At 75.0% G+C, this 26880-nt stretch carries 17 protein-coding genes; 4 read left to right on the top strand and 13 right to left on the bottom strand.

Going from position 1 to position 26880, the window contains the following annotated elements; all coding sequences use genetic code 11:
- Positions 1–880: S1 family peptidase (locus ACFWAR_RS30740; RefSeq protein ID WP_385784114.1), on the bottom strand; the 880-nt coding region annotated here is incomplete at its 3' end.
- A 112-nt stretch (positions 881–992) separates the two neighbouring features.
- Entirely contained in the window at positions 993–1487 is a 495-nt protein-coding gene (locus ACFWAR_RS30735; protein WP_385784111.1) for a hypothetical protein, read from the bottom strand.
- 474 nt (positions 1488–1961) lie between these two features.
- On the opposite strand from ACFWAR_RS30735, the gene ACFWAR_RS30730 reads away from it, so the two are divergent.
- On the top strand, positions 1962–5279 hold the full coding sequence (locus ACFWAR_RS30730; RefSeq protein ID WP_385784108.1) for an ALF repeat-containing protein: 3318 nt from the start codon (positions 1962–1964) through the stop codon (positions 5277–5279).
- Positions 5280–5344: 65 nt separating this feature from the next.
- Here the strand turns inward: ACFWAR_RS30730 and ACFWAR_RS30725 are convergent, their stop codons facing one another.
- From ACFWAR_RS30725 to ACFWAR_RS30685, 9 genes are all read right to left on the bottom strand, one after another.
- Positions 5345–6151: an endonuclease I family protein gene (locus tag ACFWAR_RS30725; RefSeq protein ID WP_385784106.1), complete on the bottom strand. Its 807-nt coding sequence runs from the start codon at positions 6149–6151 to the stop codon at positions 5345–5347.
- A gap of 161 nt (positions 6152–6312) precedes the next feature.
- Positions 6313–7398, bottom strand: coding sequence for a DUF2330 domain-containing protein (locus tag ACFWAR_RS30720; RefSeq protein WP_385784151.1), 1086 nt, complete (start codon positions 7396–7398; stop codon positions 6313–6315).
- An 89-nt stretch (positions 7399–7487) separates the two neighbouring features.
- The gene (locus ACFWAR_RS30715) at positions 7488–7922 is read right to left on the bottom strand and encodes a MarR family winged helix-turn-helix transcriptional regulator (protein WP_385784148.1); all 435 of its coding nucleotides are present in this window, start codon (positions 7920–7922) and stop codon (positions 7488–7490) included.
- A gap of 160 nt (positions 7923–8082) precedes the next feature.
- Entirely contained in the window at positions 8083–9708 is a 1626-nt protein-coding gene (locus ACFWAR_RS30710; RefSeq protein WP_385784103.1) for a hypothetical protein, read from the bottom strand.
- A 39-nt stretch (positions 9709–9747) separates the two neighbouring features.
- On the bottom strand, positions 9748–10842 hold the full coding sequence (locus tag ACFWAR_RS30705; RefSeq protein ID WP_385784100.1) for an exonuclease SbcCD subunit D: 1095 nt from the start codon (positions 10840–10842) through the stop codon (positions 9748–9750).
- A gap of 177 nt (positions 10843–11019) precedes the next feature.
- Positions 11020–11982, bottom strand: coding sequence for a hypothetical protein (locus tag ACFWAR_RS30700; RefSeq protein WP_385784098.1), 963 nt, complete (start codon positions 11980–11982; stop codon positions 11020–11022).
- Positions 11983–12542: 560 nt separating this feature from the next.
- A complete protein-coding gene (locus tag ACFWAR_RS30695; protein WP_385784095.1) occupies positions 12543–15833 on the bottom strand; it encodes an amino acid adenylation domain-containing protein in 3291 nt (1096 codons plus the stop codon).
- Positions 15834–15958: 125 nt separating this feature from the next.
- Complete coding sequence (locus ACFWAR_RS30690; protein ID WP_385784145.1) at positions 15959–16693, bottom strand: response regulator; 735 nt, start codon at positions 16691–16693, stop codon at positions 15959–15961.
- A gap of 29 nt (positions 16694–16722) precedes the next feature.
- Positions 16723–18009 (bottom strand): sensor histidine kinase, encoded by a 1287-nt coding sequence (locus tag ACFWAR_RS30685; protein ID WP_385784092.1) that lies wholly within the window; start codon positions 18007–18009, stop codon positions 16723–16725.
- Between the two features lie 278 nt (positions 18010–18287).
- Here ACFWAR_RS30685 and ACFWAR_RS30680 point away from each other — a divergent pair, with 278 nt between their 5' ends.
- Positions 18288–20543: an MMPL family transporter gene (locus ACFWAR_RS30680; protein ID WP_385784089.1), complete on the top strand. Its 2256-nt coding sequence runs from the start codon at positions 18288–18290 to the stop codon at positions 20541–20543.
- 103 nt (positions 20544–20646) lie between these two features.
- Here the strand turns inward: ACFWAR_RS30680 and ACFWAR_RS30675 are convergent, their stop codons facing one another.
- Both ACFWAR_RS30675 and ACFWAR_RS30670 read right to left on the bottom strand, forming a co-directional pair.
- Positions 20647–24033, bottom strand: coding sequence for a hypothetical protein (locus tag ACFWAR_RS30675; protein ID WP_385784086.1), 3387 nt, complete (start codon positions 24031–24033; stop codon positions 20647–20649).
- A 58-nt stretch (positions 24034–24091) separates the two neighbouring features.
- Positions 24092–24448: an HGxxPAAW family protein gene (locus ACFWAR_RS30670; protein WP_385784084.1), complete on the bottom strand. Its 357-nt coding sequence runs from the start codon at positions 24446–24448 to the stop codon at positions 24092–24094.
- An 86-nt stretch (positions 24449–24534) separates the two neighbouring features.
- Here ACFWAR_RS30670 and ACFWAR_RS30665 point away from each other — a divergent pair, with 86 nt between their 5' ends.
- Together ACFWAR_RS30665 and ACFWAR_RS30660 are read left to right on the top strand one after the other, a co-directional pair.
- Positions 24535–25053, top strand: a complete 519-nt coding sequence (locus ACFWAR_RS30665) for a MarR family transcriptional regulator (RefSeq protein WP_385784081.1) — start codon at positions 24535–24537, stop codon at positions 25051–25053.
- A 196-nt stretch (positions 25054–25249) separates the two neighbouring features.
- Entirely contained in the window at positions 25250–26827 is a 1578-nt protein-coding gene (locus tag ACFWAR_RS30660) for a DEAD/DEAH box helicase (RefSeq protein WP_385784078.1), read from the top strand.
- The last annotated feature ends 53 nt before the right edge of the window (positions 26828–26880 follow it).

The following is a 26880-nucleotide window of genomic DNA, read 5'->3' as shown; positions in this document are numbered from 1 at the left end:
CCGTATAACCCACCGTGAAATCCCCGAACCCACCACTCTCATTCGCCACCGACGTATAGAACCCGATCTTGCTGTCCCCGTGGTAATAGGCCATCACCACGTCCGACCGGCCGTCACCGTTCAGGTCGTGCGGGACGTCCGGGCGGACGGTGTCCCGCACCCAGCCGTTCAGGTCGTCCACGCGCGCGGAGACGGCGCCGGTACGGGTCTCGGCGGCCGGCGATCCGAGGCACCCGCCCTGCCAGGACCGGCTGTTGATCCCGATGAGTTCGCCGGCCGCGTTCAGCAGCGGGCCTCCGGTGTCGCCCTTGCACAGCGCCGCGCCGGTCTTCCCGGAGATCGCGAAGGTGGTCGCCGTGGCGCCGTCCAGGCCCAACGCGGCGGTGTGGGCCTTGTCGGGGACCCACTCGCCGCCGGTCCGGCCGAAGCCGACCGCCGTGACGTCGGCCCCCGGCGCGGGGGCCGCGGTCGCGCGCTTGACCGTCGCGACGCCGGTGACCGACGTGGCGAGACGGGCCAGGACCAGGTCCCGGTCCGTACGGGGCACCAGCTCGGCGATCTCGATCGACTGGCCGGTGCCGAGCGTGGCGGTGCCCTTGAGGGCGGGTCTGCCCGCCGGGAGCGCGGAGCCGGGTCTGTCCGCGAAGCAGCTGGCGGCGGTCGCGATCCACGACTGGTCGACCAGGACGCCGGTGCAGGAGCGCGAGCCCTCTCCGGAGCCGACGGCCAGCCGGACGACCGGGCCGGTCTGACCGGCGGCGCCTTGCCGACCGGTGACCGCGAGGGCCGCCGTGGGTGCGCCGACCTGGCCTGCCGTCACCGCGGCGACCGCGAGGAACAGTGCGGCCGTCCACGCGGGGCGGGTACGGGAAACGGGCATGGGAGGTCCTTCTGTTTCGGGTGCGGGAATTCGGGTGCCGGGATTCGGGTGCGGGAATTCGTGTGCGGGAAAGGGGTCCGGAAAGGTGCGCGCGGCGCGTACGGCGGCGCGGTTACTTGGCGGACCGGATCTCCATGAGCATGAAGTCGCGCCCCTGGTCGTCGGCGCTCTCGCCGACCGGGGTCCACGCGTTCTTGTTCACGTCGAACGTCTTCGCTTCGGTCCCCGTCGTCATGTCGACCCGGGTCGCGTAGCTGTTCCCCTTGACCGCGAACACCGCCGGGATCTCCAGCGTGAGGTACCCGTTGTTTCCGATGACCCGGAAGCAGATCTTCTCGTTGGCCCGGGACCAGACCTCGAGCAGGTCGGTCGCGCTCGTGCAGTCGGCCAGGAGGATGTGGCCGTCGCCCCGCTTCAGCGTGATGCCCCGCTCGGCCAGGATCTTGTCGGCATTCGGATAGGCGAAGTCCTCGATCGCGTAGCCGGGCCCTTCGTCGGCTACGGACGTGAGCTCGGCGCCGAATCCGCCGGCAAGGGCGAACCAGGCCAACGCGCCCCCGCTCACGGCCAATCCCAGGGACCGGAACATGGTCTTGCGAGCATTCATCTCGATGCCAATCTTCGGTTTCGAATGTTTCCGGCGCTTCGATGATTTCCAACGATTCGAGGGATCGGCCCCCCGCCGCCGGATGGACAGTAGCCCCCGCCGAAGCGGCTCGGGAACGACTGGATTGCGACAAGAGCGGCCCGGGAGGCCGATAAGACACGCATCTCGAGGGGCCCTATAGGAGGTCTTGAGAGGCGGGCCCGGCATCCTTTTGGAGGGCTCAATTCCGGATCGAGGCCGGATGGGACTCTTCCATTTTTTCTTCGTCCGGGATCGCCGATCGCCCTTGCGCCGGTCCGGGGGTCCGGTGCAATCCTTCTCGGCGTACCGATCGCGGAGCATTTCCTTCGATCGGATTCACGTCCAATTCCGCTGGAGAACCACTCGACGACCAGCGGGATTCCCCTCGACCGTCCGACGGTGCGGCGCCCGCCAGGGCGCGCGGCGGGCGGGCGCCGACCCTAAGGAACCGTTGTGGACACCACCATGTGGAGCAGGCGTCGTTTCCTCGGCTCCATCGCGGCGACCGCGGTGGCAGCGACCTCCAGCCTCGTGCTCGACCCGATCGCCGCATGGGCGCAGCCCCCTGCTGATTCCGGGGGCGAGGGCGACCTCTTACGGCTGCCGGACACCGAGCGCGCCAAGGTGGTGCGGGCCTGGATCCGGGGCGGCAAGGCCGTCCGCGCCTCCGCCGAAGCGGCGCTCGTGGGTACGGACGCCCACGTACGGACCTTCCTGACCACCCGGCTGGCGGCGGACACCGCCGTCGACAACCGGGTCGCGGTCCTCGCGCAGTTGGCCTCGGCGGGCAAGGGGATGCGACGCGAGGCCACCGCGGCGCTCGGCGCCGGCGACGCGGCGGTCGGCGCGTTCCTCGACGGCGGTTACCGGTCCGCGGTGCTGGAGGACCTCCGGGTGGCCGCCACCACCGTGATGGCGGTGGGCGGCAAGGCCGTCAACCGCGTGGGCAACACCGCGCTCAACGCGGGCTCTTCGGACGCACTGGGGACCTTCCTCACCGACGGGCAGTTCACGGCGCGGCTCGAGGACGCCCGGGTCGAGGTCTCCAAGCTCGCCTTCCAGGCGGGCCCCGAGGTGCAGAAGTACGCCAACCGCGCCTTGTCCGGCGCCCCGTTGGACATCGAGTGGTTCCTGGACACCGGCCAGCACATCGCGCGGGCCCGCGACCAGGAGGCCACCAAGGTCGCGGAACTCGTCGCGGTCGTCCAGCGCGAGGGCAAGCGGGCCGACACCCTGACCAAGCAGGCCGAGGAGGCTTCGGCCCGGGCCGTGACCGCCGCGGCGCAGGCCAAGGAGGCGGCGCGGATCGCCGCCGCGGAGGCCAGGGCCGCCGAAGGCGACATCGTCAAGGCCGCCGCCGCGGCCCGTAGGGCCGGTGCGATCGCCCGGAGCGCGGCCGACGCCTCGCGCCTGGCCATCGGCGCCTCGCACGCCGCCGTCCAGGCCTCCCGCCGGGCCGGCACCGCGGCCAATGCCGCCGGTGCGGCCGCGGCCGCGGCGGCCGGTGCCGCCGCGCGGGCGCACAAGTCGGCCATCGACGTGTCCCTGGACGCCACCATGGTCCAGCAGGCCAAGGACGCCGCGGTGGCGGCCCGTAACCTCGCGGCCCAGGCGCGCGGCGCCGCCGAGGCGGCCGGACACGCCGAGAACGCCTCGACGCAGTCGAAGAACGCCGCCTGGTACGCCCAGACGGCCGCCCGCGACGCCGACGAGGCCTCGAAGGAGGCGCGGGCGGCGGCCGATCAGCTGCCCGTGGCCAATGCCGAGGCCGCGAAGGCCCGGCAGGAGGCCGACACCGCCGGTGCGCAGGCCGCGATCGCGACGAACGCCGCGGGGAACGCCGTACGTCTGGCCGATGCCGCCGCCGGGGCGGCGCGCACGGCCCGCGCTGCCGCGAACAGCGCGGCCGAGCACGCCGAGAAGGCCGCGGCGGCGGCCGAGTGGGCGGTGCAGCACGCCGGGGAGGCGGTGGACCACGCCAACAAGTCGACCGAGTTCGCCGACGCGGCCACCAGGGCCGCGAACACGGCCACGGACGCGGTCGACCAGGCCGTCGCCGTCGAGAAGGCCGCGCGCGAGGCCGAGTGGCAGCGCCTGGAGTACGACACCCAGCAGGCGGTGCAGGAGATGCGGCTGCTCGCCCGCGACGAGGAGCAGCGCACGGCGGAGCTCGCCGGACGCCGCACCGCGGACCAGCAGACCGCACAGCAGACGAAGGACCTGGTCGCCCGGGCCGAATCCGCCCTCGGGGGCGGGGACCCGGCGGCGGCCGCCGCTGCCGGGCGGGCAGCGGCCCTCGCCGTGATGGGGGCCTCCCGCGGCGGCTGGTCCCGCGAGGCCGCACGGTTCGCGCTGGCCGGTACGGACGCCGACGTGCACGTCTGGGTCGACACCGACCGCAGGATCGCCGAGCGGCAGGACGACCGGGAGACGGCGCTCTACGTCGCCCGTACGAGCAACGCGGACGTCGCGGCGGCCGCGAGCCGGGCCTTGGCCAGCAGCGACCTGGACGCGGCCACGGCCTTCCTCACGACCGGCGCCGCCCAGGCCGCGGCCACCGGGTACCGCGTGGCGATCGCCCGGATCCTGGCCTCCGGGCCCGGCCGCGCGGTGACCAAGGCGGCGAACGAGGCGCTGGACGCCGCGACTCCGCACGCGCTGTACGGGTTCTTCACCGGCCGGTTCGAGGCGGCGCAGCGCGAGGACGACGCCGTGGCCACCGCGACGTTGCTCAACAGCGCGGGACCGTACACCAAGGCCCACGCGCAGGCAGCGCTGGAGGGCCCGGCGTGGGCCCGCCGCAACTTCGTCTCCCTGGTCCAGTTCAAGACGGCCCAGCTGGACTTCGATTCGGCGAGCCACGTCGCGGGCGTCCAAGGGGCCATCGCGGCCGCCTCCAAGATCGCGCATCGGGCGCAGGAGGACGCCGCCCGGGCCCAGGAGGCGGCGGCCAAGGCCCGCAACGCGGCCGCGGAAGCCCTGCGATGGGCGGACCAGGCCAGTCGGTCGGCGGTCCAGGCCGCCACCGCCGCACGGACGGCGAGCACGTACGCCGACTCCGCCGAGCAGTCCGCCCGCGACGCCCGGGCCAGCGCCGACCGGGCGAGCCAGGCCGCCGTCCGGGCGCGCACGGCCTCGCGCACCGCGAACTACGAGGCCAACCGGGCCCTGTCCTCCGCCGTGGAAACGGCCGCCTCCGTCGCCGCCGCCCAGGCCTCGGCCGCCTTCTCGCACATCACGGTGATGCAGGCCGAGGGCGATGCCGTCGCCGCGGCGGAGGCCGCGCGCGTGGCCCACGACGCCGAGAAGGTCAAGCGGCTCCAGGAGGTCATCTCGGCGGCCGCCAAGGCCGCGGCCGACGCCAAGGCGGCCGGGAAGAACCCGGCGGACACCGCCGAGAACGACGCGGTGAACCTCCCCGCGTACAAGGAAGCGGCCCGCGAGCTGGCCGAGCTGACGGAGTGGGGCAGCGTGGCCGCCGGGCTGGCCGGCGCCGGTTGCGCCGTCTTCGGGCTCGAACCGGCCGCGCTCGTCCTCGACGGCGTGGCGGTGCAGCTCTCCGAGGTCACCGCGCTGCTCAAGGGGATCGGCTACGGCTGGACGAGCCACGAGTTCCAGGAATCCCTCGCGATGGCCGGCCTGCACGTCATCACCTTCGGGCAGGCCAGGCTGATCGAGAAGTTGGGTGGCAAGGAGCTCATCAGCAACATCACGTCCGGCCTGCACTCACTCGCCGCGCCGATCGTCAGCCTCTTCCACGAGTACCTCTAGTGCCGTGACCGGAAGGTTCACCGCGTCCCTGCCGTCGGCGGCGGGGACGCGGCGCGGTGACGGGTCTACCAGATCTGGGCCACCCATTCGGGGTGGTCGACGAAGGGGTTCCGGTTGTGCTGGTAGGTGTCGTAGATGACCTGGTTGCGGCGCTGCTCGAAGGCGTCCGGCGGGTCCTGCTGGCTCCACTGCTTCAGCACGCTGATCCGGCCGATCGCGGGGGCCGAGCCGTTGTTGACCTTGTCGTTGACCTCGAGGTTCGCGAAGCCGTCGCCTCCGTCGTAGCGGACCGCCATGTAGAGCAGCATGCGCGCGACGTCGCCCTTGACGGCGTCGCGCGGTTCGAAGGAGTCCGAGTCCGTGAAGCTGCCCGGGGCCTCGGCGACCGGGCTGCCGCCCTTGTCGAAGTCCTTGTTGCCGCGGGTGCTGTTGACCGTGACGTCCTCGGGGCGCAGGTGGTGCAGGTCGGTGCCCGGGCCGGTGGCGGTGCCGAAGTCGCCGTGGCTCTTGGCCCAGACGTGCTCGCGGTTCCAGTCGTTGACCCCGCCGCCGTTGGTGGACTTGGCCTGGGAGCGGCCCGAGTAGACCAGGATCACGTTGTTGTGGTTGGCCGGGTCCTCGTCCGTCGTCTTCAGGGCGTCCCACACCTGGTCGTAGGTGACCTTGGACTGCACCTTGATGATCTCGTGGAGCGCGCTCTTGAGTGCGGGCCCGGTCTTGCCGGTGGCGGAGGCGTAGTACGCGTCGACCGATACGGAGCCCGCGAGGGGCGCGGCGGCGGGCGCTGCCTGAGCGGGCGCCTGGCCCGCGGAGGCGTGCGCGGGAGCGAACAGCAGGGCGGTTGCCGCGAGGCCCGCGGCCAGCGGCGCCAAGCGCGAAATTCTTATCACGTGGGGGGTACCTCTCCACACGCACCGCTCCCGCCCGGGGAATTGGCGGGACATCAGGTGGCAGAGCGAGGTTCACATTGTCATGTGCCGAACAGATTAAGAAAACATGTCGGGAACCTGACCCTCGCCGCCTGACCTCCCCCTCAGCCCCCCGCCCGTACGCCCCCCAGCGCCCTGCGGCGCGCCCGCAGGGCCGACGCCCCCGCCGCCACGATCGCCGCCGCCGCTCCCGCGAGCGTCAGCAGCCACACCGGGACGCCGTCGCCGATCGTCATCAGGCGGTCCTCGTATACCGCGCGGCGGTAGGGGGTGTCGGAGGCGGTGGCCCGCAGTTCGTGATCGCCGTCGATCCGCGAGGGTTCCGGGAAGCGCTGCTCGATGGCCGTCAGGAACACCGGCGCACCGCCGGTCAGTTCGGCCAGCGCGGCGCCCCCGGCGCCCGAGGAGCCGCCCTTGGCGTCGATGCGGTCGGCGAAGGTCACCTCGGGGGCGGCGCCGCCGATCGCGGAGCGGGGTTCCATCCGGTGGTCCGCCAGGACGTACAGCCCGAGCGACTGCGGGGTCTTCGCCAGCCGGGACAGCCTCATCGGATAGACCAGCCGGTCGCTGGCGAAGCGGATCCGGAGCGGGTCCAGATCCCCGCCGAGGGTCCGGCCCGCCTCCTTGGGCACCAGCCGTACCGCCACGTACTCCCACTTCTGCGCGACGTACGGCCCCAGTTCGGTGGCGAGGCCCTCGGGCAGCTCGAAACCGTTGGCCTGTAGCCACGCGCGCAGCGCCTGGGGGTCGGTCGCCGTCAGGCGCGCGACGTCGAAGTCGCCGAGCCGCTCGCGCCCGACGACGCCGACCGGCGGCGCCGCGCCGGGGCGGGCCGCGCCCACCTCGTCCCGGTCCCCCGAGCCGAAGGGCCAATCCCCGTCCCGGGGCCAGAAGTAGCTCCGCGTCCGGTGTTCGGGCCGGGTCAGCTCGGCCAGGTCGGCGAACAGCTCGGGGTCGCCCAGCTCCACCGTCGCCCGCCCGGGCACCGGCATGATCCAGGCGGCCCGGTGGGCGTCCCCGCTGACGCTGAACCGCATCACGATCTGTTCCGTGGCCCCGTCCCAGCGCACCACCGAACTCTCCCGGCCGACCCCGATCCGGGACCGCCCGTCGGGGATCATCGCACCGCAACCGCAGGCGTAGGCCGGGCCGATCAGCGAGCCGAGCTGGGTCGCGAGCAGGGCGAGCAGCACCGCGAGAATCCTTCTGTTCCTCCACACGGGGTCTCAGACGACCACCGCGGTGCTCCGGTTCCGCCCGCGGTTCTCGGACCTCGGCGCTAGGGGGTCTCGGCCTCGACGGACTCGACGTTGGCGACCATCCTGCGCAACACCTTGAGCGCGGCCACGTACTCCTCGTCACTGACGCCCTCGTGGACGACGGCGCGCAGCTCGGTCACCATCGCGCGCAGTCGCGCCCGGGCGGCCTCTCCCCCCTCGGTGAGGTGCACGTACCCGCCCGCGTCGGCGCGGAGCCAGCCGCGGTGCACCAACTGGTCCACGGATCTGGCGATTTCGTCGGGCCCCTCCGCGAGGGGCGTCAGCTGCACGACGACCTCGGCTCGACTCGGCGCCGCCGGACCCGCGTTCACGCGGTTGAGCACCCAGTACTGCGGCTGGGTGACGTCGATCCGGGCCATCGCGTCGCGCAGGTGCCGGGTGACGACCGTGTGGGCGAGCCCGCTCCAATAGCCGATCGGCTGGCCGGCCAGCATGTCGTCCGTGGCGGTCGGATCGCCCGGCGCCTGATCGGTGGCGCCGCCCGGAGCCGTGTTCGCGGTCGTGGTCGTGGTCGCGGTCGCGCTCGTGGTCGCTGTCGCTGTCGCTGTCGCTGTCGGGCTCGGGCTCGGGGTCATCGGTTCCATGATCACGACGCTAGCTCCCGGCCGCCGCCGGGGCCCCGGTCACCGGGACGGCCGCCGCGAGGAGCCCCGCACCCGGGAAGTACAGCCGGTCCAGGGCCGCGCGCGCCGGCCACTTGGCGGCCCGGTGGAAGCACAGGTCACTGGGGGTCGGGGAGTCCCGCAGGTCGGCGGCGTGCGCATCGGCCGGGAGAGCGGTCGCCGCCGCGCGCAGCGGGTCGGCGGAACCGGCCCACTCGGCGACCGGGACCGGCCGGGTCCAGGCCTCCCCCGTGTTCGGGAACATCCAGTGCGTGGCACCGGAGAGCGCGCGGGGGAAGTCCGCGGTCGCGGCGGCCCGGCGCGCCAACCGGACCAGGGTCAGCAGGAACACCGGCAACGACTCGCCGAGCAGGGTGAGTTCGGGGTAGGTGCTCAGCTGCCGGGGATCGGTGGGAATGGAGACGACGGCGCCCCACTCGCCGCTGCCCGGGTCGATCCGGACCTGCACGAGGGCGGAGCTGCGGCCGTAGTCCACGCGCGCGAGCGGGCGGTACGAGCCGTCACCGCCCATCATCCGGTGCGTCTCGGGGTCGACGGCGTGCACCCCGTCGGCCTCGACGCCGGGCAGCAGCCGCAGGGGCGCGACCCCGGCCATCCGTACGCCGCCGACGGCGCGCAGCACCGTGCGGATCCCCTCCGGCACCGGCACCTCCCACGCGTCCATGGTGGCGTCCGGGCAGCCCTCGTCCAGCTGGACGAAATCCGGGAACTCGGCGGCCAGGGAGCGGAGTTCGGCGACCGCGCGGACCGGCGCGTCGGCGGGCACCCGGTGGCGCCGGACCGGCCGCCCCAGGAAGTCCCCGCTCACCACGCTGCGGAGCAGCAGGGCCCGGCCGCCACCGACCAGACGGAACTGGACCTCGCTGCTCCCGGTGTCGGCCGTGTTGAAGGAGGTGGAGAAGTACGGTTCCCAGCCGATCCCGCAGGGGTAGGCCGGGAGCTCGTGCAGGTCGGCCACGTCGGTGAGCGGATCGCCCCGGCCGACGAGCCCGGCGAGTTCCGCGTCCGGGCCCTCGGCGGCCTCGACGGTGGGCCGGGCGGGCACGAAGTGTCGGGGCACGGGTCGGTCGTCGGGGTCCGCGCCCGCCGCCAGGTCGGCGGCGAAGCCGGTCAGCCAGCCGGTGAAGCCGGGGGCCTCGACGGTGACCTCCTGCTCGCCCCAGGTGTGCACGGCGACCACCGGACCCCAGTCGGCGCATCCGCCGCCTTCCGCGCCGCCGCCGTCGGTCCCGGTACCGGCGGTCGGCACGCCGACGATCAACGACCCCTCACCGCCGTGGATCTCGCTGAGGGTCCAGCACCCGTCGGGGAAACGGGGTGTGCCGTACGGGCCGAACTCCAGCCGCACGTCGTCCACTTCGAGCCCGCCGACCTCCCGCAGCACCACGCGCACGGCCTCGGGGACCGGCACGGGCCAGGTGTCGAGGTCGCGATCCCGGAAGCCCGCGAGGAGTTCGACCTCGCCGGGCCGCTCCGCCGCGAGCGCACGCAGCGCCGCGAGCGCGGCCGGACCGTCCGCCCGGGTCGCCGTGGGCCCCTCGGCGGCGGCCACCGCCGCCGCCGCCGTCTTGTTCGTGTCCTGGCCGTCGTCCGGCATGGCCCCGCCTCGGGTCGTGTGATCGCTTCGCGCCCGAGCCTACCCAGCGCACCCGCCCCGAGCGGCCGCGGGAACACGGGCGCGGCACACCATGAAGTCCGGCCGGTCCAGTTCCGCCGCCACCTCACGGGCCAGCCGGACCAGGTCCTCGCCCCCCGGTCCGGACAGCGTCCACACGACCGCCCCCGGCGTCCCCGGCGTCCCCGCGGCCGTTGGCGGGACGGCCGCGAACCGCTTCCGGACGTCCGCCTCGGCGGTCGCCGCACGGGGCAGGTGCAGGGGTTCGTAGCGCACCGGGGCCGTGTCCACCGCGTTCGCGCGCACGCTCCCGCCGCCGATCAGCAGCTCCCTGTAGCCGCGCCCGCCGCTCTCGCCGGGGCCGCGCCCGTGCGCGTTGCCGGAGTACCCGGCGCGCAGGCCGCGCGCGGGCGCCAGCCGGTGGTGGACATGCCCCAGGGCCCAGTAGTCGTAGCCCGCGGCCGCCAGCGTCCGCACGGTGGTCGGGGCGCAGGTCTTGCGGCTCCACGCGCCGTGCAGGCTGGTGTGCAGCAGCCCCAGGTTGGCCAGTCCGCGGATCCTGGGCGGAAACCCGGCCGCGAGGTCGCGGAGGTCATCGGCCCGCACGATCGACTGTCCGTGGACGGCCGTCCCGAGGTGGTCCCAGTGCACGGTCTGCGGTGCGTGGGCGTCCAACCAGCTGACGGACGGCGGCAGATGGAGTTTTTGCGGCAGCGGCGACTCCGCGTCGTGGTTCCCGGCGACGACGACGGTCACGAGGCCCTCGTCGTGGAAGCGGCCCAGTGCGTCCTGGAAGGCCGTCAGCGCGGTGGCGTCGGCGTGGTGCCGGTCGAAGACGTCCCCGGCGATGAGGACGCCGTCGTAGCGCCCGTCGGCGACCCGGCGCACGAGCGCGTCCAGGGCGTCGTACGGGGCCTGCTCGGCGTCGATACCGGGGGCGCCGGGATAGTGGTCCAGCCCGCGCAGGGGCGAACCGACGTGCAGGTCGGCGAGGTGCGCCAGGCGTATTCGCTCGGGCGCGGCAGGGTCGGAGCGGCCGCCGGACGGCTGCGCGCGGGCGGTGTCCGGGGTGGAGCGTGACGGCCGGGCGGGGAACGGCACGGACGGCGGTGTCATGGTGTCCAGCATGCCGAGGCGGGCGCCCCCACGGGAACCCCGTGGCCGGATCCGCGACCGCCGGGGCGCGGTCGAGGCGGGTACGACGGGCGGGCCGCCCACGGGCGGTGCGGTGCGGCGCACGGGGCGCGCCCACCGCCCGGGGCCGCGGGCGCACGACCGGCGATCGGCACGAAATCACCGGGCACGGTGCTGGCCCAGGACGAGGTCGGTCTTGAAGGCGTTGCGCTTCAACAGCCAGCCTTCGGCGCGCAGTTCGCCCATCAGGTCGGCGCGCAGCCGCACGGCCTCGGCGAAGGTGTCGGCCTTGGCGGTGATCTCGGCGAACCAGGACTCCCGGCCGTCCGCGTCGCACAGCGGGGTGATCTGCAACTCCACCGCGTGGCCGAGGACCTCGCCCGGGTAGTTGGTCTGCCGGACCGGCCCGTGGATCAGCGGGCTGGCCGCGACGGCCTCCGCCCAACCCGCCGGTTTGGCGGGCCAGTTCCTCATCTTGCCGGGCAGCCGGTCGAGCGCGATGGCCCGGCACTCGGCCGGGTCCGGAAGCGCGCCCGGGGCGAGGTCCGGGGCGGGCTCGCGCTTCTTGTTGGAGAAGTCGAGCGTGGCCCGCGAGTAGCTGAGGTTGACCTGCGGGTCGTAGTTGGTGGCACGACAGTCGAAGCGGTGCGCGTTGGCCCGGTCGAGGGCCTCCTCGACCGCGGCGAGATCGGTCCCGTCCCCGACGATGTCGAACCGCGTCTTGTAGGTCACCCGCAGCCGGTCCTCGGCGCCGTCGTGGCGGAACCGGATGATCCAGCCCGCGTCGGCGAAACTCAGCTCCGCGTCGTCCATGTACTGGGTGACCTCGAAGCCGCTCGACTGCCCGAGCCCGAGCGCGGCGACGGCCCGGCCGAGCGGGGTCCCGTCGGCGTGCAGGATCCGGTGCGGGTCGACCAACAGCTTGACCTGGTAGGTGGGCGCGGCATTGGCCACGGCTCCCTGCCCACCCACCACCTCACCGGCCGAAACCCCGGCCGTCGACACCTCGCCGGTCGACGCCTCGCTCGGCGACACCCGGCCCGGCACCTCCGTCGGCGCCACCTCGTTCACCGACACCCCGGTAGCCGCCGCCTCGTCCGAGGCCACTGCGGCCGCCGTCACCCCGGCCGCCGACACCTCGCCCCCCGGCACCCGACCCGGGCGCGGCGCGGCGGTGCGCGTCGCCCCCGCGGTCCGCGTCCCCGCGGTTCCGCGGCCGGCACCGGCTCGCTCGGGCCCACCGGACGCACCGGGCCCACCAGGCGCACCGGACGGCCCGGTCGCACCGTTCGGGCCGCCGCCGTCCTCGGCCGTCACGGCCGTACTCCACGTGGCTGTCCCCACCACTGGTCCCTCGCCCTCCCCCGACACCAACACCGACATCCCCGAGCATCCGTCGCACATCAACCCATCACGCACCACAGGCCACCAGACCGGTCGAACGACACGGAACCGGCCGGATGAACGGCGCGTGAACTCGGGTCGGGACCAATGTCCTGACCTGCGGGGTCGTCCGACCTTACGGGGTACGGGAGGTGGCCGCACGCTCCGTCGCCATCTCGTGACGCGAGGGAACCCCGCCCCCACGCCCACCCGCGCCCCGCAGCCGACCCGCGACCGACCCCGCCCGCCGCGGCCCGGCCGGGGGCGAGCGGCGGCCGCCCGTCCCCGGCCCGCCGGGCTCAACCCGCAGGTGAGGGGATGAATCCCGAGGCGTGGAAGTAGCCGATGCACGCGTCGAGGAAGGCGGCGTCGACCGGCGGGCAGACCAGCCCGCTGCCCGCGAGACCGGCCTCGATCCGCTCCCGGCCCAGTGCCGGGAAGTGATCGGTCGTGCAGAGTTCCTCCAGCGTCAGGTCGCTCCCGGCCGCCAGCGTGGTGAACCGGGGGGCGAACGGGGCGAAGGAGTGGCCGGGCCGCTCGGCCAGGTGCGCTTGCATCGCCTCGGTCCAGCGGTGGTAGCCGACGGTCTCGATCCGGTGGCCGTGGACCCGTAGCCGCTGCACGAGGTCGTCGAGCAGCGCCTGGTGCGGGTTCACGTGGTGGTACGTCTGCCCCTGGGCCTCCTGGTGCACGGCGAGGTGGACGATGGAGGCGGCCACGTGGTCCACGGGGACGAAGTTGAGGGCCACCGGCAGGTCGGGGGCGAGACCCAACTCCGTAATGATCTTGAACAGTTCGCAGAGGGCGGCCCCGCTGTCCCAGGTGCGGGTGACGGTGTCGCCGGTGATCTCGTGCGGACGGTGCACGGCCACCGGCAATCCGGCCCGACCGGCCTTGCGCAGCAGTTCCTCCGCGACCCACTTGCTCTCGGTGTACCCCATCGAGAGGAGTTCGACGTGGTCGAGCGGGGTGTCCTCGCCGACCTCGCGCACCCCGGCCGCGCCGAACCCGTGCACCACCCCGATGGTGGACACGTAGTGCAGCGGTACTCCCCGGCGCGCCGCGAGCGCGATCAGTTCGCCGGTGCCGTCGACGTTGGCGGGGCGCAACTGCTCGTAGGGGTAGAGGAAGTTGACGTCGGCACCGCAGTGGTGGATCACGTCGGCGCGGGCGGCCTGGTCGTCGAACTCGGCGTCCGTCAGTCCGAGGCGGGGTCGGCCCAGATCGCCGAGCAGCGGGTGGATCCGGTCGAGGGGCAGGGGCCGGGTGATGCCGTGGCGGCGCTGCGCCCGGGCGATCCTGCGGTGGGCGTGCGCGAGGTCCCGGGCGCGGACCAGCAGGTGCAGCTCGGCATCGGTGCGGTCGAGGAGCTCGCGCAGCAGGTGGGCGCCGAGGAAGCCGCTGGCCCCGGTGAGCAGCACGTGGCGGGGCACCCGCCAGTCGGGCCGGTCGTGCGCGGTGATGGGTACGGGCGTCACGCGCGGCACCCGCCGCTCCAGGTCCGCGAGCCAGCGGCCCGCGACGGGCGCGCCGCGCGGGGTGGGCCGGTCGTGGACGGTGGCTTCGACGGCGGCGATGAAGGCCTTGAGGGTGGGCTGGTTGAGGAGGTCGCCGACCAGTCGGTAGCTGTGCGCGCCGCCGATGGACAGGACGGCCTGGACCGTGTTGACGAGCTGGGCGGCGATGAGGGAGTTCCCGCCCCGGACGAAGAAGTCGTCGTCGACGGCGTGCGGGACGCCCTGCGGAAGGGTCTGTTCCCAGATCCGGGAGACCAGGGCGGCGATGGACTCGCGGTCGGCCCCGGCGCCCGCCGCCGCGTCCGCCCCTTCGGGGAGCGGGCCGGACGAGGACGCCGACGGCGGGAGGTCCGCGGCGTCGGACCCCGGGCCGACCGGACCGGCGGCCGGACCCGCGGCCGGGACAGGGCCGGCGGCGGCGACAGCGGCAGGGGCCAGGGCGAGCAGCGCCGCCCGGTCCACCTTGCCGTTCGCGGCCAGCGGCAGCCGGTCGAGCACCGTGATCGTCGCGGGGACCATGAACGCGGGCAGCCGCTCGGCGAGGTGGGCGCGCAGCTCCCGGACGTCGGGGTGGCGGCCGGGGCGTGCGGCGGTCGCGAAGAGGGCCAGGTGGCGGGTGGGGCCGTCCTCGCGGGCCAGCACCACGGAGTCGGTGATCCCGGGGTGGGTCGCGACCGCGTCACGGATCTCGTCGGGTTCGATCCGGAACCCGCGCACCTTGACCTGGTCGTCGCGGCGGCCGCGGAACTCCAGCGTGCCGTCCTGCGCGCGGCGTACGAAGTCCCCCGTGCGGTAGAAGTCGCCGGTCCCCGCCGCCGCTTCCGGGGCCACGAAGCGGCGGGCGCTCTCGGCCGGGTTGTTCAGGTAGCCCCGGGCGACGGCCGGGCCGCCGATCCACAGCTCGCCCTCCTCCCCCGGCCCGGCCGGGGCGCCGTCCTCCCGGAGCACCAGGCAGACGGTGTCGGCGATCGGACGGCCGATGGGGACGCCGGTGGCCCCCTCGGGGACGGCCTCGACCTGGTGGGCGACCGCCACGCAGGCGGTCTCGGTGGGGCCGTAGGCGTTCACCAGCCGCTCCGGCCGCCCGTGCGTAAGCACGCGGCGGGCCGCGTCCGGGCGCAGGGCCTCCCCGCCGGTCAGGACGTAGCGCAGGCCCGCGAAGGTCTCCGGGCGCTCGTGCGCGATGTGGTGGAAGACGCTGGTGGTGGCGAAGAGGACGGTGACGGCGTGCTCGCGCAGGAAGGTGGCGAGGGCGTACGGGGCGAGCAGCAGGGTGGAGTCGGCGGGGACCAGGCAGGCCCCGTTCAGCAGGGCGGGCCACATCTCCAGGACAGAGGCGTCGAAGGAGAGCGTGGCCGCGTGCAGCACGCGGTCGGTGGGGAGGACCTCGTAGAAGCCGTTGTCCACGGCGAGCCGGACCAGCCCGCGCTGCGGCACGGCCACGGCCTTGGGGCGCCCGGTGGTGCCGGAGGTGAACATGACGTAGGCGGGCACGTCGGCCGTCACGGCGGGCCCGGCCGGGGCGCCGGACGCCCCGCCCTCCCCCTCGCCGTCCCGGAGCAGGGCCCGTCCGGCGGCCAGGATCCGCTCGTGGTCCCAGGTGGGGGCGATGTCCGGGTCGACCGAGACCGCGCCCGGCAGCCGGACGACGGCGAGGGCCGAGGCGTCCTCCAGCATGCCGGTCACGCGGGGCGCGGGCAGGGTCGGATCCAGCGGCAGGTAGCTGGCCCCGGCGCACACCACGCCCAGCAGCGCGACGCAGGCCTCGGGGCCGCGGGGGCCGGCGACCGCGACCACCGCGCCCGAGGTGACGCCCAGGACGCCCAGCCCCGACGCGAACTCCCGCACACGGATGGCCAGTTCGGCGTAGGTGTAGCGCGTACCGCCCGGCTCGTCCACGGCGAGGCGCTCCGCGTACAGCCGAGCGCGCTCGAAGAACAGCTCCGCCACCGGCCGCGCGTGAACGCTTCCGTCCGCCGGGTCCGCAGAGCCCGCCGCATCCGCCACATCCGCCAGGTCCGCCCGGCCCGCCGGGTCCGCCAGACCCGCCGGGTCCACCGCTGTTTCGGTCATCGCCGATCCCCCTCCTCGTCAGGGACGGAAACGTATCCTCCGCTCGGTTTCCCTGAAGCGGGCCAACGATTTCCGGCCATCGAAGAGGGGCAACACGGCGCGAATCCGCCGGATCAGCGGGACATCTAAGCCAAGTCCCGTGCGCGGGCGGCCTCGACGACCCCCGACTCGTAGGCGGCGATGACGGCCTGTGCCCGGTCGCGCACCCCGAGCTTGTTGAAGACGTTCGTGATGTGGTTCTTGACGGTGGAGCCGCTGATGTCCATCCGCCCCGCGATCTCGGCGTTGTCGAGGCCGGTGGCCATCAGCCGCCACACCTCGGCCTCCCGGGGGGTGAGGTCGCCGACGTCGGGGACCGGCGCGGCGGGTCGGGGCGGGGCCTGGGTGGTGACGTAGGCCGAGAGCAACCGCGTGAGCAGGCGCGGCGCGACGGCCGCCTCGCCCGTGTGGACGGTGCGGACCGCCGCCAGCAGCTCCTCGGGGGAGACGTCCTTGGGCAGGAAGCCGGAGGCGCCCGCGCGCAGGGCGGCCACCACGTACTCGTCCAGGTCGAAGGTGCTCAGCGCGAGGACCCGGCAGCCGGGCAGTTCGGCGGCGATCCGTGCGGTGGCCCCGACCCCGTCGAGGACGGGCATCCGGATGTCCATCACGACGACGTCGGGGCGGTGGCGGTGGGCGAGGGCCACGGCCTCCTCGCCGTCACCCGCCTCCGCGACCACGACGATGTCCGGGTCGGGCCCGAGGATCAGGGCCAGGCCCCGCCGCACCAGCGGCTGGTCGTCCGCGATCAGCACCCGGATCGGCCCCGGCCCCCCGCCGTCGGCCGCGCCCTCCGCGCCGCCCGCCGTCCCGCCCGCCATCGTGCCCGTCGTCCCGCCCGCCGCCGCGCTCATCGCCGCGCCCCTTCCCGTACGTCCTGTGATGCCGAGCCCCGCAGGGCCTCCCGCGCGGATTCCCGTACGGATCCGGTGCCGGACTCCCGGCCGCAAGCCCCCGGGCGCGGGTCGACCGGAAGGTCGACCGCCACCCGGAACCCGCCCTCGTCGAGCGGACCGACCTCCAGCGTGCCGCCCTGCAGCGCCACGCGTTCGCGCATGCCGATCAGACCGTACCCGGAGCCGCGCCGCCCCGACCGGGCCGGTGCCGCCCCGCCCTCGGGGCCGGGCCCGCCCACCCCGTCGTCGCACACCTCGACGGTGATCCGGTCCCGGTGGTAGCCGATGCGTACGGACGCCCGCGCGTCCCCCGCGTGCTTGCGGGCGTTGGTCAGCGCCTCCTGGACGACCCGGAAGAGGGTGAGGCCGACGGTCGGGGGCAGCGGGTACGGCTCCCCCAGGACGCTCAGCTCGGTCGGCAGACCGGCCCCGCGCGACTCGGTGACGAGCCGGTCCAGGTCGTCGGCGCCGGGCTGGGGAGCCTCGGGCGCCGCGGCGTGCGGGTGCGGCGCCGACTCGTCCCGGGGCGGGTCGTCGGCCCTCAGCACGTCGAGGAGCTGGCGCATCTCGCTCAGCGCGAGCCGACCGGAGTCCTCCAGCGTCACCAGGGCCTCGCGCGCTGCCTCGGGGGCCCTCTCCAGGTTGGCCCGGGCGCCGCCCGCCATCAACTGCATGACCGTGATGTGGTGGGCCACGATGTCGTGCAGCTCCCGTGCGATGCGGCGGCGTTCCTCGGCCACGGCCCGATCGGCCAGCAGCCGACGGTTGGCCTCCACGTCCCGCTGCCAGCGGTTGACCAGCAGCGCGGCCCCGACCACGATCACCGCCGAGGTCCCGTACCCCAGCGTGGCCATCCCCAGCGACACCCCGCCGACCGGTCCGAGCAGGGCCAGGCCGACGATCGCGAGGCTCACCGCGGCCGTGGCCGCCCGGCGCCCGGTCCGGGCGACCGTGTACAGGGCGACCACCAGGCTGGTGTTGATGCCCGGGGCGATCGGCAGGCCGACGCGCAGGACCACTTCGAAGGCCATGACCGTCGCGAAGACGGACACCGGGAAGCGCCGCCGCACGAGCAGCGCGAGCGCGGAGGCCACCAGGAGGAACACTCCGCCCGGGGTGCCCGGCCACTGGCCGGCCTGCCGCGCCATGCCGTAGGCGATCAGGTCCGCCGCCACCACGCCGATGGTGACGAGCGCGTCCTCACGCGTCCACAGCGGTGCGGCGGCGTCTCGGCCGCTCATCTGGTCCTCCCCCGGGCCGCCGGCCACCCCTCCGACCCCGTGCCGGTGGCGCCGCGACCACGCCTGGAACCATTCTCGCACCGGGTCGGTGCAGCAACCACGGACCTCGGGGGGAGGCCCCGACCAGGACCAGGGTCCTGGTCCGCGCCCCGCGCCGGACCACGCTCCCCGTCCGCTTCTCATCCCGTACCCCGATGATCGCGGCCCCTCCTCCTGATGGTCTGGATACAGGCCGGGAACCACCCGGAGCACCCGTCCCGCACCACCGGAGGAAATTCGTGATCCGCGCCCTGACCGGCTTCTCCACCAGGAACCCATGGAAGGTGATCGCCCTCTGGGCCGTGCTGGGCATCGCCATGACCTTCCTCAACGGTGCCCTCGTCTTCCGCGTCACCGGAGCCCAGCCGGGCGACTTCCTGCCCGCCGGCTACGACTCGGCCGCCGCGTTGAAGGTCGCCGAAGAGCGCTTCGGGGTGAAGCCCGACGCGAACACGGTGACCGTCCTGGTCGGCCGGTCCGACGGGGCGCCGCTGACCGGCGCCGACGAGCAGCGCGTCAAGGCCGCGGCGGAGAAGCTGGGGCGCAAGCGGGTGGCCATGCCCCCGCCGAAGAAGGACGGCCCGAGCTTCCTCCTGGTCGACCATTCGCAGACCCCTCGGGTGGCCCCGGCCATGACCGCGCCGGACCGCAGCTTCCAGCTGCTCTCGGTCCAGCTGACGGGCAACTCGCTGGACCCCGGCCTGCTGGACGTCTTCCGCGCGTTCCGGGAGGACGCCCGGGCCGAGTTCGCCGAGGCGGGCCTGCGGAGCGGGTTCACCGGCGGCATCGCGTCGGTCACCGACACCACCGATGCCGGGGAGACCAGGTCCAAGGTGGTGGGCGGCCTCACCATGGCGCTGATCGTGCTGCTCAACGTGCTCGTCTTCCGCAGTGTCCTGGCCGCCTTCCTGCCGCTGCTCGCGATCACCTTCATCGGCGGTGTCGCGGGCGGCGCCGTCACGGGCACCGCGATGCTCACCGGCATCAAGCTCGACGGGTCCACGCCCAGCCTGATCGGGGTGGTGCTGCTGGGCATCGGGATCGACTACTTCCTCTTCCTGCTCTTCCGCTACCGGGAACAGCTGCGCGCCCGGCCCGAGCACGACGCCCGCGCCGTGGCCGCCGAGGTCTCCGGCCGGGTGGGTACGGCGATCACGTCGGCGGCGCTGACCATCGTGGCCGCCTTCGCCACCCTCGGGATCGCCTCCTTCGGACAGTTCCGGGTGCTCGGTCCGGCCATCGCGGTGTCGGTCCTGGTGATGCTGCTCGGCAGCCTGACGCTGATGCCGGCCATGCTGGCGATGGCGGGGCGCAAGATGTTCTGGCCCTCGCGGGCCCTCAAGCGGACCCCTCGCGCCGGTTCCGCCGGGCGCCTCGGCGAGCTGGTGGCGCGGCGGCCCGTGGCCATGGTCCTCGCCTCCGTGGCCCTGCTCGGCGTGCTGGCCACCGGGCTGGCCGGGATCGCGATGGACTACGGCCAGGGCGGCGGCGGCGAGAAGACGGCGGCCACCGAGACCGCCGCCGAGATCGGCCGCGCCCTCCCGGCGGACGCCTGGGAGCCGACGACCGTGTACGTCACCACCCGCGACGGCGGCGCCCTCACCACCGGGCGCCTCGACGGGCTCTCCCGGGCCCTCGGCGCCGTCAAGGGCGTCGGCCGGGTCGGGCCGACCACCCTGAACGGGGACCACCGGGCCGCCCGCATCGACCTGTTCCTGACCGTCGACCCGCAGACGCAGGGGGCCCGCGACCTGGTCGCCGGTCCGGTGCGCGGCGCGGTGCGGGCGCACTCCCCGGAGGGCACCGAGGCCCATGTGGGCGGCACCGCCGCGGTGTTCGTGGACATAGCCGACGCCGTCGACCAGGACCTGCGGATCGTGTTCCCGGTCGCGGCGGCCCTGATCGCCCTGATCCTGGTCGTGCTGCTGCGCAGTCTGCTCGCGCCGGTGATCCTGATGATCTCCGTGGGGCTGGGCTTCGCGGCGACGCTCGGCGCCTCCGCCCTGGTCTTCCAGCACCTGCTGGACAAGCCCGGCGTCGCCTTCACCCTCCCGCTGGTGCTGTTCCTGTTCGTCGTCGCGCTCGGCACCGACTACAACATCCTGATCAGCGACCGGATCCGGGAGGAGATGGAGCGTCCCGGTCCGGCCCGGGCGGCCGTGGCCCGCGCCGTGCGCAGCACCGCGCCCGCCATCACCACGGCGGGCCTGGTCCTGGCCGGATCCTTCGGCAGCCTGGCGGTCGCGCCCGACCCCGGCTCGCGGCAGGTGGGCTTCGCCACCGCGGTCGGCATCCTGCTCTCCGCCTCCGTCCTGTCGCTGGTCCTGGTGCCCGCGCTGGCCGCGCTCCTCGGCCGCGGCACGTGGTGGCCCGTCCGACCGGGGCGCACCAAGCACCGCGCCCAGACCTCCCAGTCCTCCCAGACCCCGCAGACCTCCTGGTCCGCACCGTCCCCGCAGCCCGCGCCCGAGCCGCGCCACGTCCCGTTCCCCTGACCCCCGCCCTTCCCCCGCCCGCACCCACCCGGCCCTCACGGCCGGGTGGGTGCGGGCGTTCACCGCGCCCGCCGGGTCCGGGAGGGCCCGCCGACCCGCCGCGCTAGACCGTGGTGCGGTCCAGGGCCGCGTCGCGGACGTCGGGCTCCGGGTGGTGGCGCAGGTCGCGCACCAGGTCGCGGTGGTCGGCGGGCCAGTGGGCGCGCAGTCCGGCCGCCGTGACCAGGGCCAGCGCGAAGAGGCCCTCCGTGCGCCCGCCCGTGGCGGCCAGGCGCGCCGCGACCGCGTGCAGCGCCTCGGGGGTCCCCCCGTCCTCGGTGAGGGCCGCGGCGCGCAGCGTGTCCGTGGTGGCGCGGACCAGCCCCGGGCGACCCGCGTGAGCGCGTGCCAGGAGGACCAAGGCTTCGTACAACTCCTCCTGCGGCAGTGCCGGTTCGAAGGCGCGGGCGCTCAGGGCGATGCCGGTGGCGGCGGTGGCGTCGTAGGCCGTGAGCGCCGTGACCACTTCGGCCACGACCGCGCGCAGGGCGCCGTCACCGTGGCGGACCCGGTCGAGCGGGGCGGCGAGTCGGGTCGCGAGGTAGGTGATCCGACGCAGCGCGGGCCGGTCCCGCAGCGCGCCCGCGTCGTCGGGGCCGTCGACGGACCGCCGGTCGGCCGCGATCAGCGCCTCGACCGCCCCGCGCACGCCCCGGCCCGCCTGCGCGCTGCTCGCGGCGGCGTCCGCGAGGACGTCCGCCGCGGTGGACCAGCCCCGCCGGTCATCGAGGTCCACGGTGACCGCGAGCAGCCTCGCCACCACGTCGTCCGGGGCTCGGGGCAGCCAGGGGGCGAGGGACCGGCAGACGGCCGCGGCCTCCTCGGGCTCCGCGCCCGCGCTCGCGGCGAGGACGATCCGGGCGTAGGGGGTCCGCGCCGCCTCCGGCAGCTCCGTGGGGGCCACCCACAGGACCGCGGCCCGTTCGGCGGCACCTCCCCGGGCGGCCGCGGCCAGCAGCCGCGCGGCGCGCTCGTCGTCGATCAGCGGCGCCGCGAAGGGCACGCAGGCGGCCCGTACGTCGGGGTGCTGGTCCGGCGCCGCGAACGCCTCGGCGAGCACGGCGGCGACCCGGGGCCGGCGCAGCCGGACGGCGGCGAGCCGCACGGCCTCCTTGCGGCTGGTCACCTTGGCCGCGCCGGGCGCGGTCAGCGCGCCCAGGACGCCCTCCAGCCGGGTGGGCGCCACGTACCGGGAGGCCCGGGTCGCCGCGTAGACGGCGACGCGCGCCCGGTCCCCGCCCGCGTGGGCGAGCAGTTCGGGCAGCGCCTCCCCGGGACGGTCGGTCCACACGAGGGCGGCGAGCGCGGCTTCGGCGAGGAGCACCTCGGGAGCGGCGGTGGCCGCGCGCACGACGGCCGCGCCCCGGCCGGGGACGCGCGCCACGGCGTCGACGGCGTGGGCGCGGTCGCTCAAGGACAGCGTCGGGTCCGCGCACTCGGCGGCCAGGACGTCGGCGACGCGGCCCTGTTGGCGGCCGGTCCACCGGTGCACGCCCGAGAGGAACGGGCGGGGGCGCTGGCTCGCGTCGTGGAACCGGCCGGGCGGTCGCTCGCCGATCAGCGCGTCGAGCAGGTCGGTGCGCTGGTGTGTCACCACGTGGGCCACCTGGGGCAGCGAGACGGCCGAGGCGTCGGTGGCCAGCAGTTCCTCGACGCGCGCGGCGCGGTGCGCGCGGGGCGCCAGCCACAGGGCGGCGGCCTGCCGCGCGGTGCTCGGTCGGCCGCGGTGCACGGCCTGCGCGAGCAGTCGCTGGAGCGCGGGCAGTTCGGCGGCGCGCCGTCCGAGGGCCTGTGCGAAGGCGACCGCGGGCCGGAACTCCCCCTTCTCGGCGCAGGTTTCGAACCACGGCCGCAACGCCTCGTGGAGCGGCCCTTCCTGACCGTGGCTCAGGAGGTGGTCGAGCCGCCCGAGAGAGAGGTGATGGGTGCGTTCGAAGTCGTCGACGACGGTGCGCAGGGCCCAGGCGCGCAGCGCGGAGTCCGCCGCCGCGTGCTCGCGCAGCACGCCGAGGGCGGTGCGGGCCAGGGCGGCGCGCGTGGAGTGGGAACAGTCGCGGGCCTCGACCGCGTCCCGGGCGATGCGTTCGAGGTGCGGTGCGGCCTCGTCCGGGAGGAGCGCGGGGCGTACGTCGGCCAGCGCGCCCAGGGCCGCCGTGCGCACCGGGTCCTGCTCGCTGCGCAGGCGGGCCATCTCGGCGAGGACGAGGAGCACGGCCTCGGGGTCGCCCGAGCGGCCCGCGTTGGCGATGAGCAGCCGCCAGCCCACGGCCCGGTCGCGGGCCACGGGGCCGGTCGTGGCGGCGAGCAGTTCGGGGCGGGCCTCGGTGGGCGGCAGGTGGGCGACGGCGAGCCGCAAGGCGCTCGCGCCCTCGCCCCGCTGCCGCGCCGCCCCGATCGCCCGGCGCGCTTCGGCCGCCGCCGCGGCGCGGGGCAGTGCGGCGAGCAGCTCGGTGTCGATACGGGCGCCCGCGCCACCCGCGGCTTCGTCGGCGCGGACCGCGTCGACGAAGGCCGCCCGGCGCCCGGGCGGCAGGGCCGCGGCCAGCCGGGCGAACTGGCCCGGGTGCGCCCCATGGCGGTGGAGCACCCTGCCCAGCGCGAGCAGGGTCCGCGGCGAGGCGCCGCGGGCCAGCCTGGCCAGGACCACGGGGCGCCCGGCGACGCTCTCGGGCAGGAGATCGCCGCCCGGGGTGATCAGGAGCCGCAGGGTGCGGTCCGGGTCGGCGTGCGACAGGGGACCGGCCAGCCCGTGGAGCGGGCGGGGCAGTCCGTTCCCGGCGCCGTGTTCCAACAGGTCCAGCACCCGCAGCGGCCGGGGGACGGCCAGCGCCCCGACGGCGGACGCCCTGCGGTACCACCAGTCGGCCCGCAACGCCTCGGGCAGGGCGCGCAGTTCCCCGTCGAGGACGTCGGCGAGGAGGTCGGGGTGCCGGCGGGCGAGGCGGCCCCAGCCCTTGACGGCGTACGACACGGCGGGCAGCAGCCGCTCGACGGTCGCCGCTCCGCATCCGGGGAGCAGCACGGCGGCCTCGGCGTCGCCCCAGTCCGCGCGGACCGCGTCGACGAGCCGGTCGGCGAGCGCGGTGCGGTGTCCGGCGGCGACGGCGCGCAGCAGCTGTCCGCGGACGGCCGCGGGGGCGTCGTCGAGGGCCGCGGCGAAGTCCTCGTCGTCGACGCGGGCGGCGACGGCCAGCGCCTGCCCGCGCACGACGGCGTCCGGGTCGGCGAGCCGCGCCGCGATCCGGGCGGTGTCCCCGGCCACGGAGGCGGCGAGGACGCCGAGCACACGCTCGTAGGTGCCGCGCCGGTCCAGGGTCGCGGCCAGCGCGGCGGCCCGCTCGGGTCCCATGTCCCGCACGCGGGCGACGAAGGCCCGCATGCGTGCGGGGTACGCGAGGGGTTCGAGCGCGTCGAGGAGCAGGTCCGCGGGGTCCCGGAGATCTTGAGCCATGCGGACCAGTGTCACGCAGGGCCGCCACGGCCCGTGGCCCCGGGGCGGGCCCGCGCCGTCACCCCGCCGCGGGCGCGTCCACCGGCAGGTGTGCGCGGGCGCCCCCGCCGTGCGTCCCGCGGGCGGCGACGCGGCAGCCGACGCAGTCCGCGTGACCGGCGCGCGCGGCGGTGTCGCGCACCCGCCAGTCGCGCTGGGCGTGCGGGCGGGGCCCGCTCGGCTTGCCCCAGCCCGCGAGGTGCAGGACCCAGGTGGCGAGGAGGGACAGGAGGACGAGCGCGAGGCCGGCCCACACGCCGGGGGTCGAGCCGAGACAGACGGCGAGTCCCGTGACCGTCGAGCCGAACACGCCCACGGCGGTGCCGGTCCAGCCGGCCACGGTGTGGCCCAGGTCGACGTCTCCGTGCGCGCTCATGATTCTCCCGGGGTAGGCGGCAGTAGGCTCGGAGCAGGATCTTTCATCTCACGAGCTAAGTTACTTAGATGCTAAGGAGTATCTGCGTGGACGGCAAGCCCCGCCCCCCGGCCACCGCCGGGGAGGCGATCCAGCGCATGGACGCCTACGTCAGCCTCGGCTTGATCGGCCAGCAGGAGGTGGCCCAGCTGCTGGGGCTGAACGTCACCGATCTGACCTGCCTCGGGCACGTCCTGGGCGCCGGGGAGAACCCGCTCGGCGCCGGCGATCTGGCCGAGCGGGCCAATCTGACCACCGGGGCCGTCACCGGCGTCCTCAACCGGCTGGAGCGCGCCGGGTTCGCCCGCAGACAGCCCGACCCGTCGGACCGGCGCCGGGTGCGGGTGGTCGCCGTTCCGACCGCCGCCGCGCGGTTGGTCGAGGTGTACGAGCCCTTCTACGCCCGGCTCGCCGCCCTCTTCGCCGACTACTCCCCCGACGAGGTCGCCGTGATCGCCGACTGGTTCGCCCGGGCCACCGACGAGGTCCGCACCCACCTGGACCACGTACGCGCCACCATCGCGGGCATGGACCCGCCCCGGTGCGGTGAACCCGAGCGGGCGTGACAGAACCGCGACGGGGATCAGGCGCGACGGGGACCGGAACCGGCCGCGCGCACCGGCCGCCGGGCCTTCGGGCGCCGGTGGTAAAATGGGTTGGTTACTTGCGGCGCACGGCATTCGGACCGTCGCCGACGCACGACGAAGCCGGGGCCCGTACCGCTGGGTACGGGCCCCGGCTCGTTCCGGCTCGTTCTCGCGCATGCCCGCCCGGCCGCTCTTCGGCCCGGTCCGGGACTCCTCGACGACGTGCTCCGTATCGAGGAAGGCTCTCCGTTTGAATCCGTCAGCCCGTGGCCGCTTCGGCGTCCAGCCCGGCAGGCCCCCCAAGACCGCGAAGTCCCCCAAGAAGTCCGCGCGGCCCCTCGCGCCGCAGGGCGAGTTCGCGATGCCTCAGACGATCGCCCCGGCCCTGCCCGCGGTGGAGGCGTTCTCCGAGCTGGGGCTGCCGGAGCAGCTGATGGCGACGATGGCGGAGCAGGAGGTGCGCGAGCCGTTCCCGATCCAGGCCGCCACCCTGCCCAACGCCCTCGCGGGGCGCGACATCCTCGGCCGCGGGCGCACCGGCTCCGGCAAGACGCTGGCCTTCGGCCTCGCGATGATCGTGCGCACCGCCGGGCGCCGCGCCGAGCCCAAGCGCCCGCTCGCGCTGGTGCTCGTACCGACGCGCGAACTCGCCCAGCAGGTCACCGAGGCGCTGACCCCCTACGCCGACGCCATGAAGCTGCGCATGGCCACGGTGGTCGGCGGCCTGTCCATCGGCCGTCAGGTCGGCGCCCTCAAGACCGGCGCGGAGATCGTCGTGGCCACCCCCGGGCGGCTCAGCGACCTGGTCGGGCGGCGCGACTGCCACCTGGAGCGCGTCAAGATCACCGTGCTCGACGAGGCCGACCAGATGACCGACATGGGCTTCATGCCCCAGGTCACCGAGATCCTCGACCAGGTGCACCACGACGGTCAGAAGATGCTCTTCTCCGCCACCCTCGACCGCAACGTCGACCAGTTGGTGCGCACGTACCTCAAGGACCCGGTCGTCCACTCGGTCGACGCCTCCGTCGGCACGGTGACGACGATGGAGCACCACGTGCTCCACATCCACGCCGCCGACAAGTACGAGACCGCCACCGAGATCGCGGCCCGCGACGGGCGGGTGCTGATGTTCCTCGACACCAAGCACGCCGTGGACCAGTTCACCCGGCACCTGAGGGCCAACGGCGTACGGGCCGAGGGCCTGCACAGCGGCAAGTCGCAGCCGCAGCGCACCCGCACGCTCGCCCAGTTCAAGACCGGCGCGGTGACCGTCCTGGTCGCCACCAACGTCGCCGCGCGCGGACTCCACGTGGACGACCTCGACCTCGTCGTGAACGTCGACCCGCCCGCCGACCACAAGGACTACCTGCACCGCGGCGGCCGGACGGCCCGCGCGGGCGAGTCCGGCCGGGTCGTCACCCTGGTCACCCCGAACCAGCGCCGCGACATGACGCGCCTGCTGGCCGACGCGAAGATCCGCCCCACCATCACCCAGGTGCGCTCGGGCGACTCGCTGCTGAGCAAGATCACCGGGGCGAAGAAGCCGTCCGGCGTCCCGCTGGCCGGAGCCGCTCCCGCCGACGGCGGCAAGGACGGGAAGGGCGGCAAGGGGAACAGCACCCTCGCCTTCCGCGGCATGGGCACCCGGCCGGGACGGCCGGGCGGCAAGGCCAAGGAGTCCCGCAAGACCACCGAGGCACGGCAGGCCGCCGAGGCGCGCGCTGCCGCACGGGTGCGCCGCGGGGTCTGAGCGTCCACCGCGAGGAAGCGGAAGAGGAAAAGGGGCCGGGTGCGCGATACGCG

The organism is Streptomyces sp. NPDC059917 (assembly GCF_042730635.1).
Lineage (GTDB): Bacteria > Actinomycetota > Actinomycetes > Streptomycetales > Streptomycetaceae > Streptomyces.
Note: the sequence above shows the minus strand (reverse complement) of the source record. Positions and strands in the feature narration are given on the sequence as shown.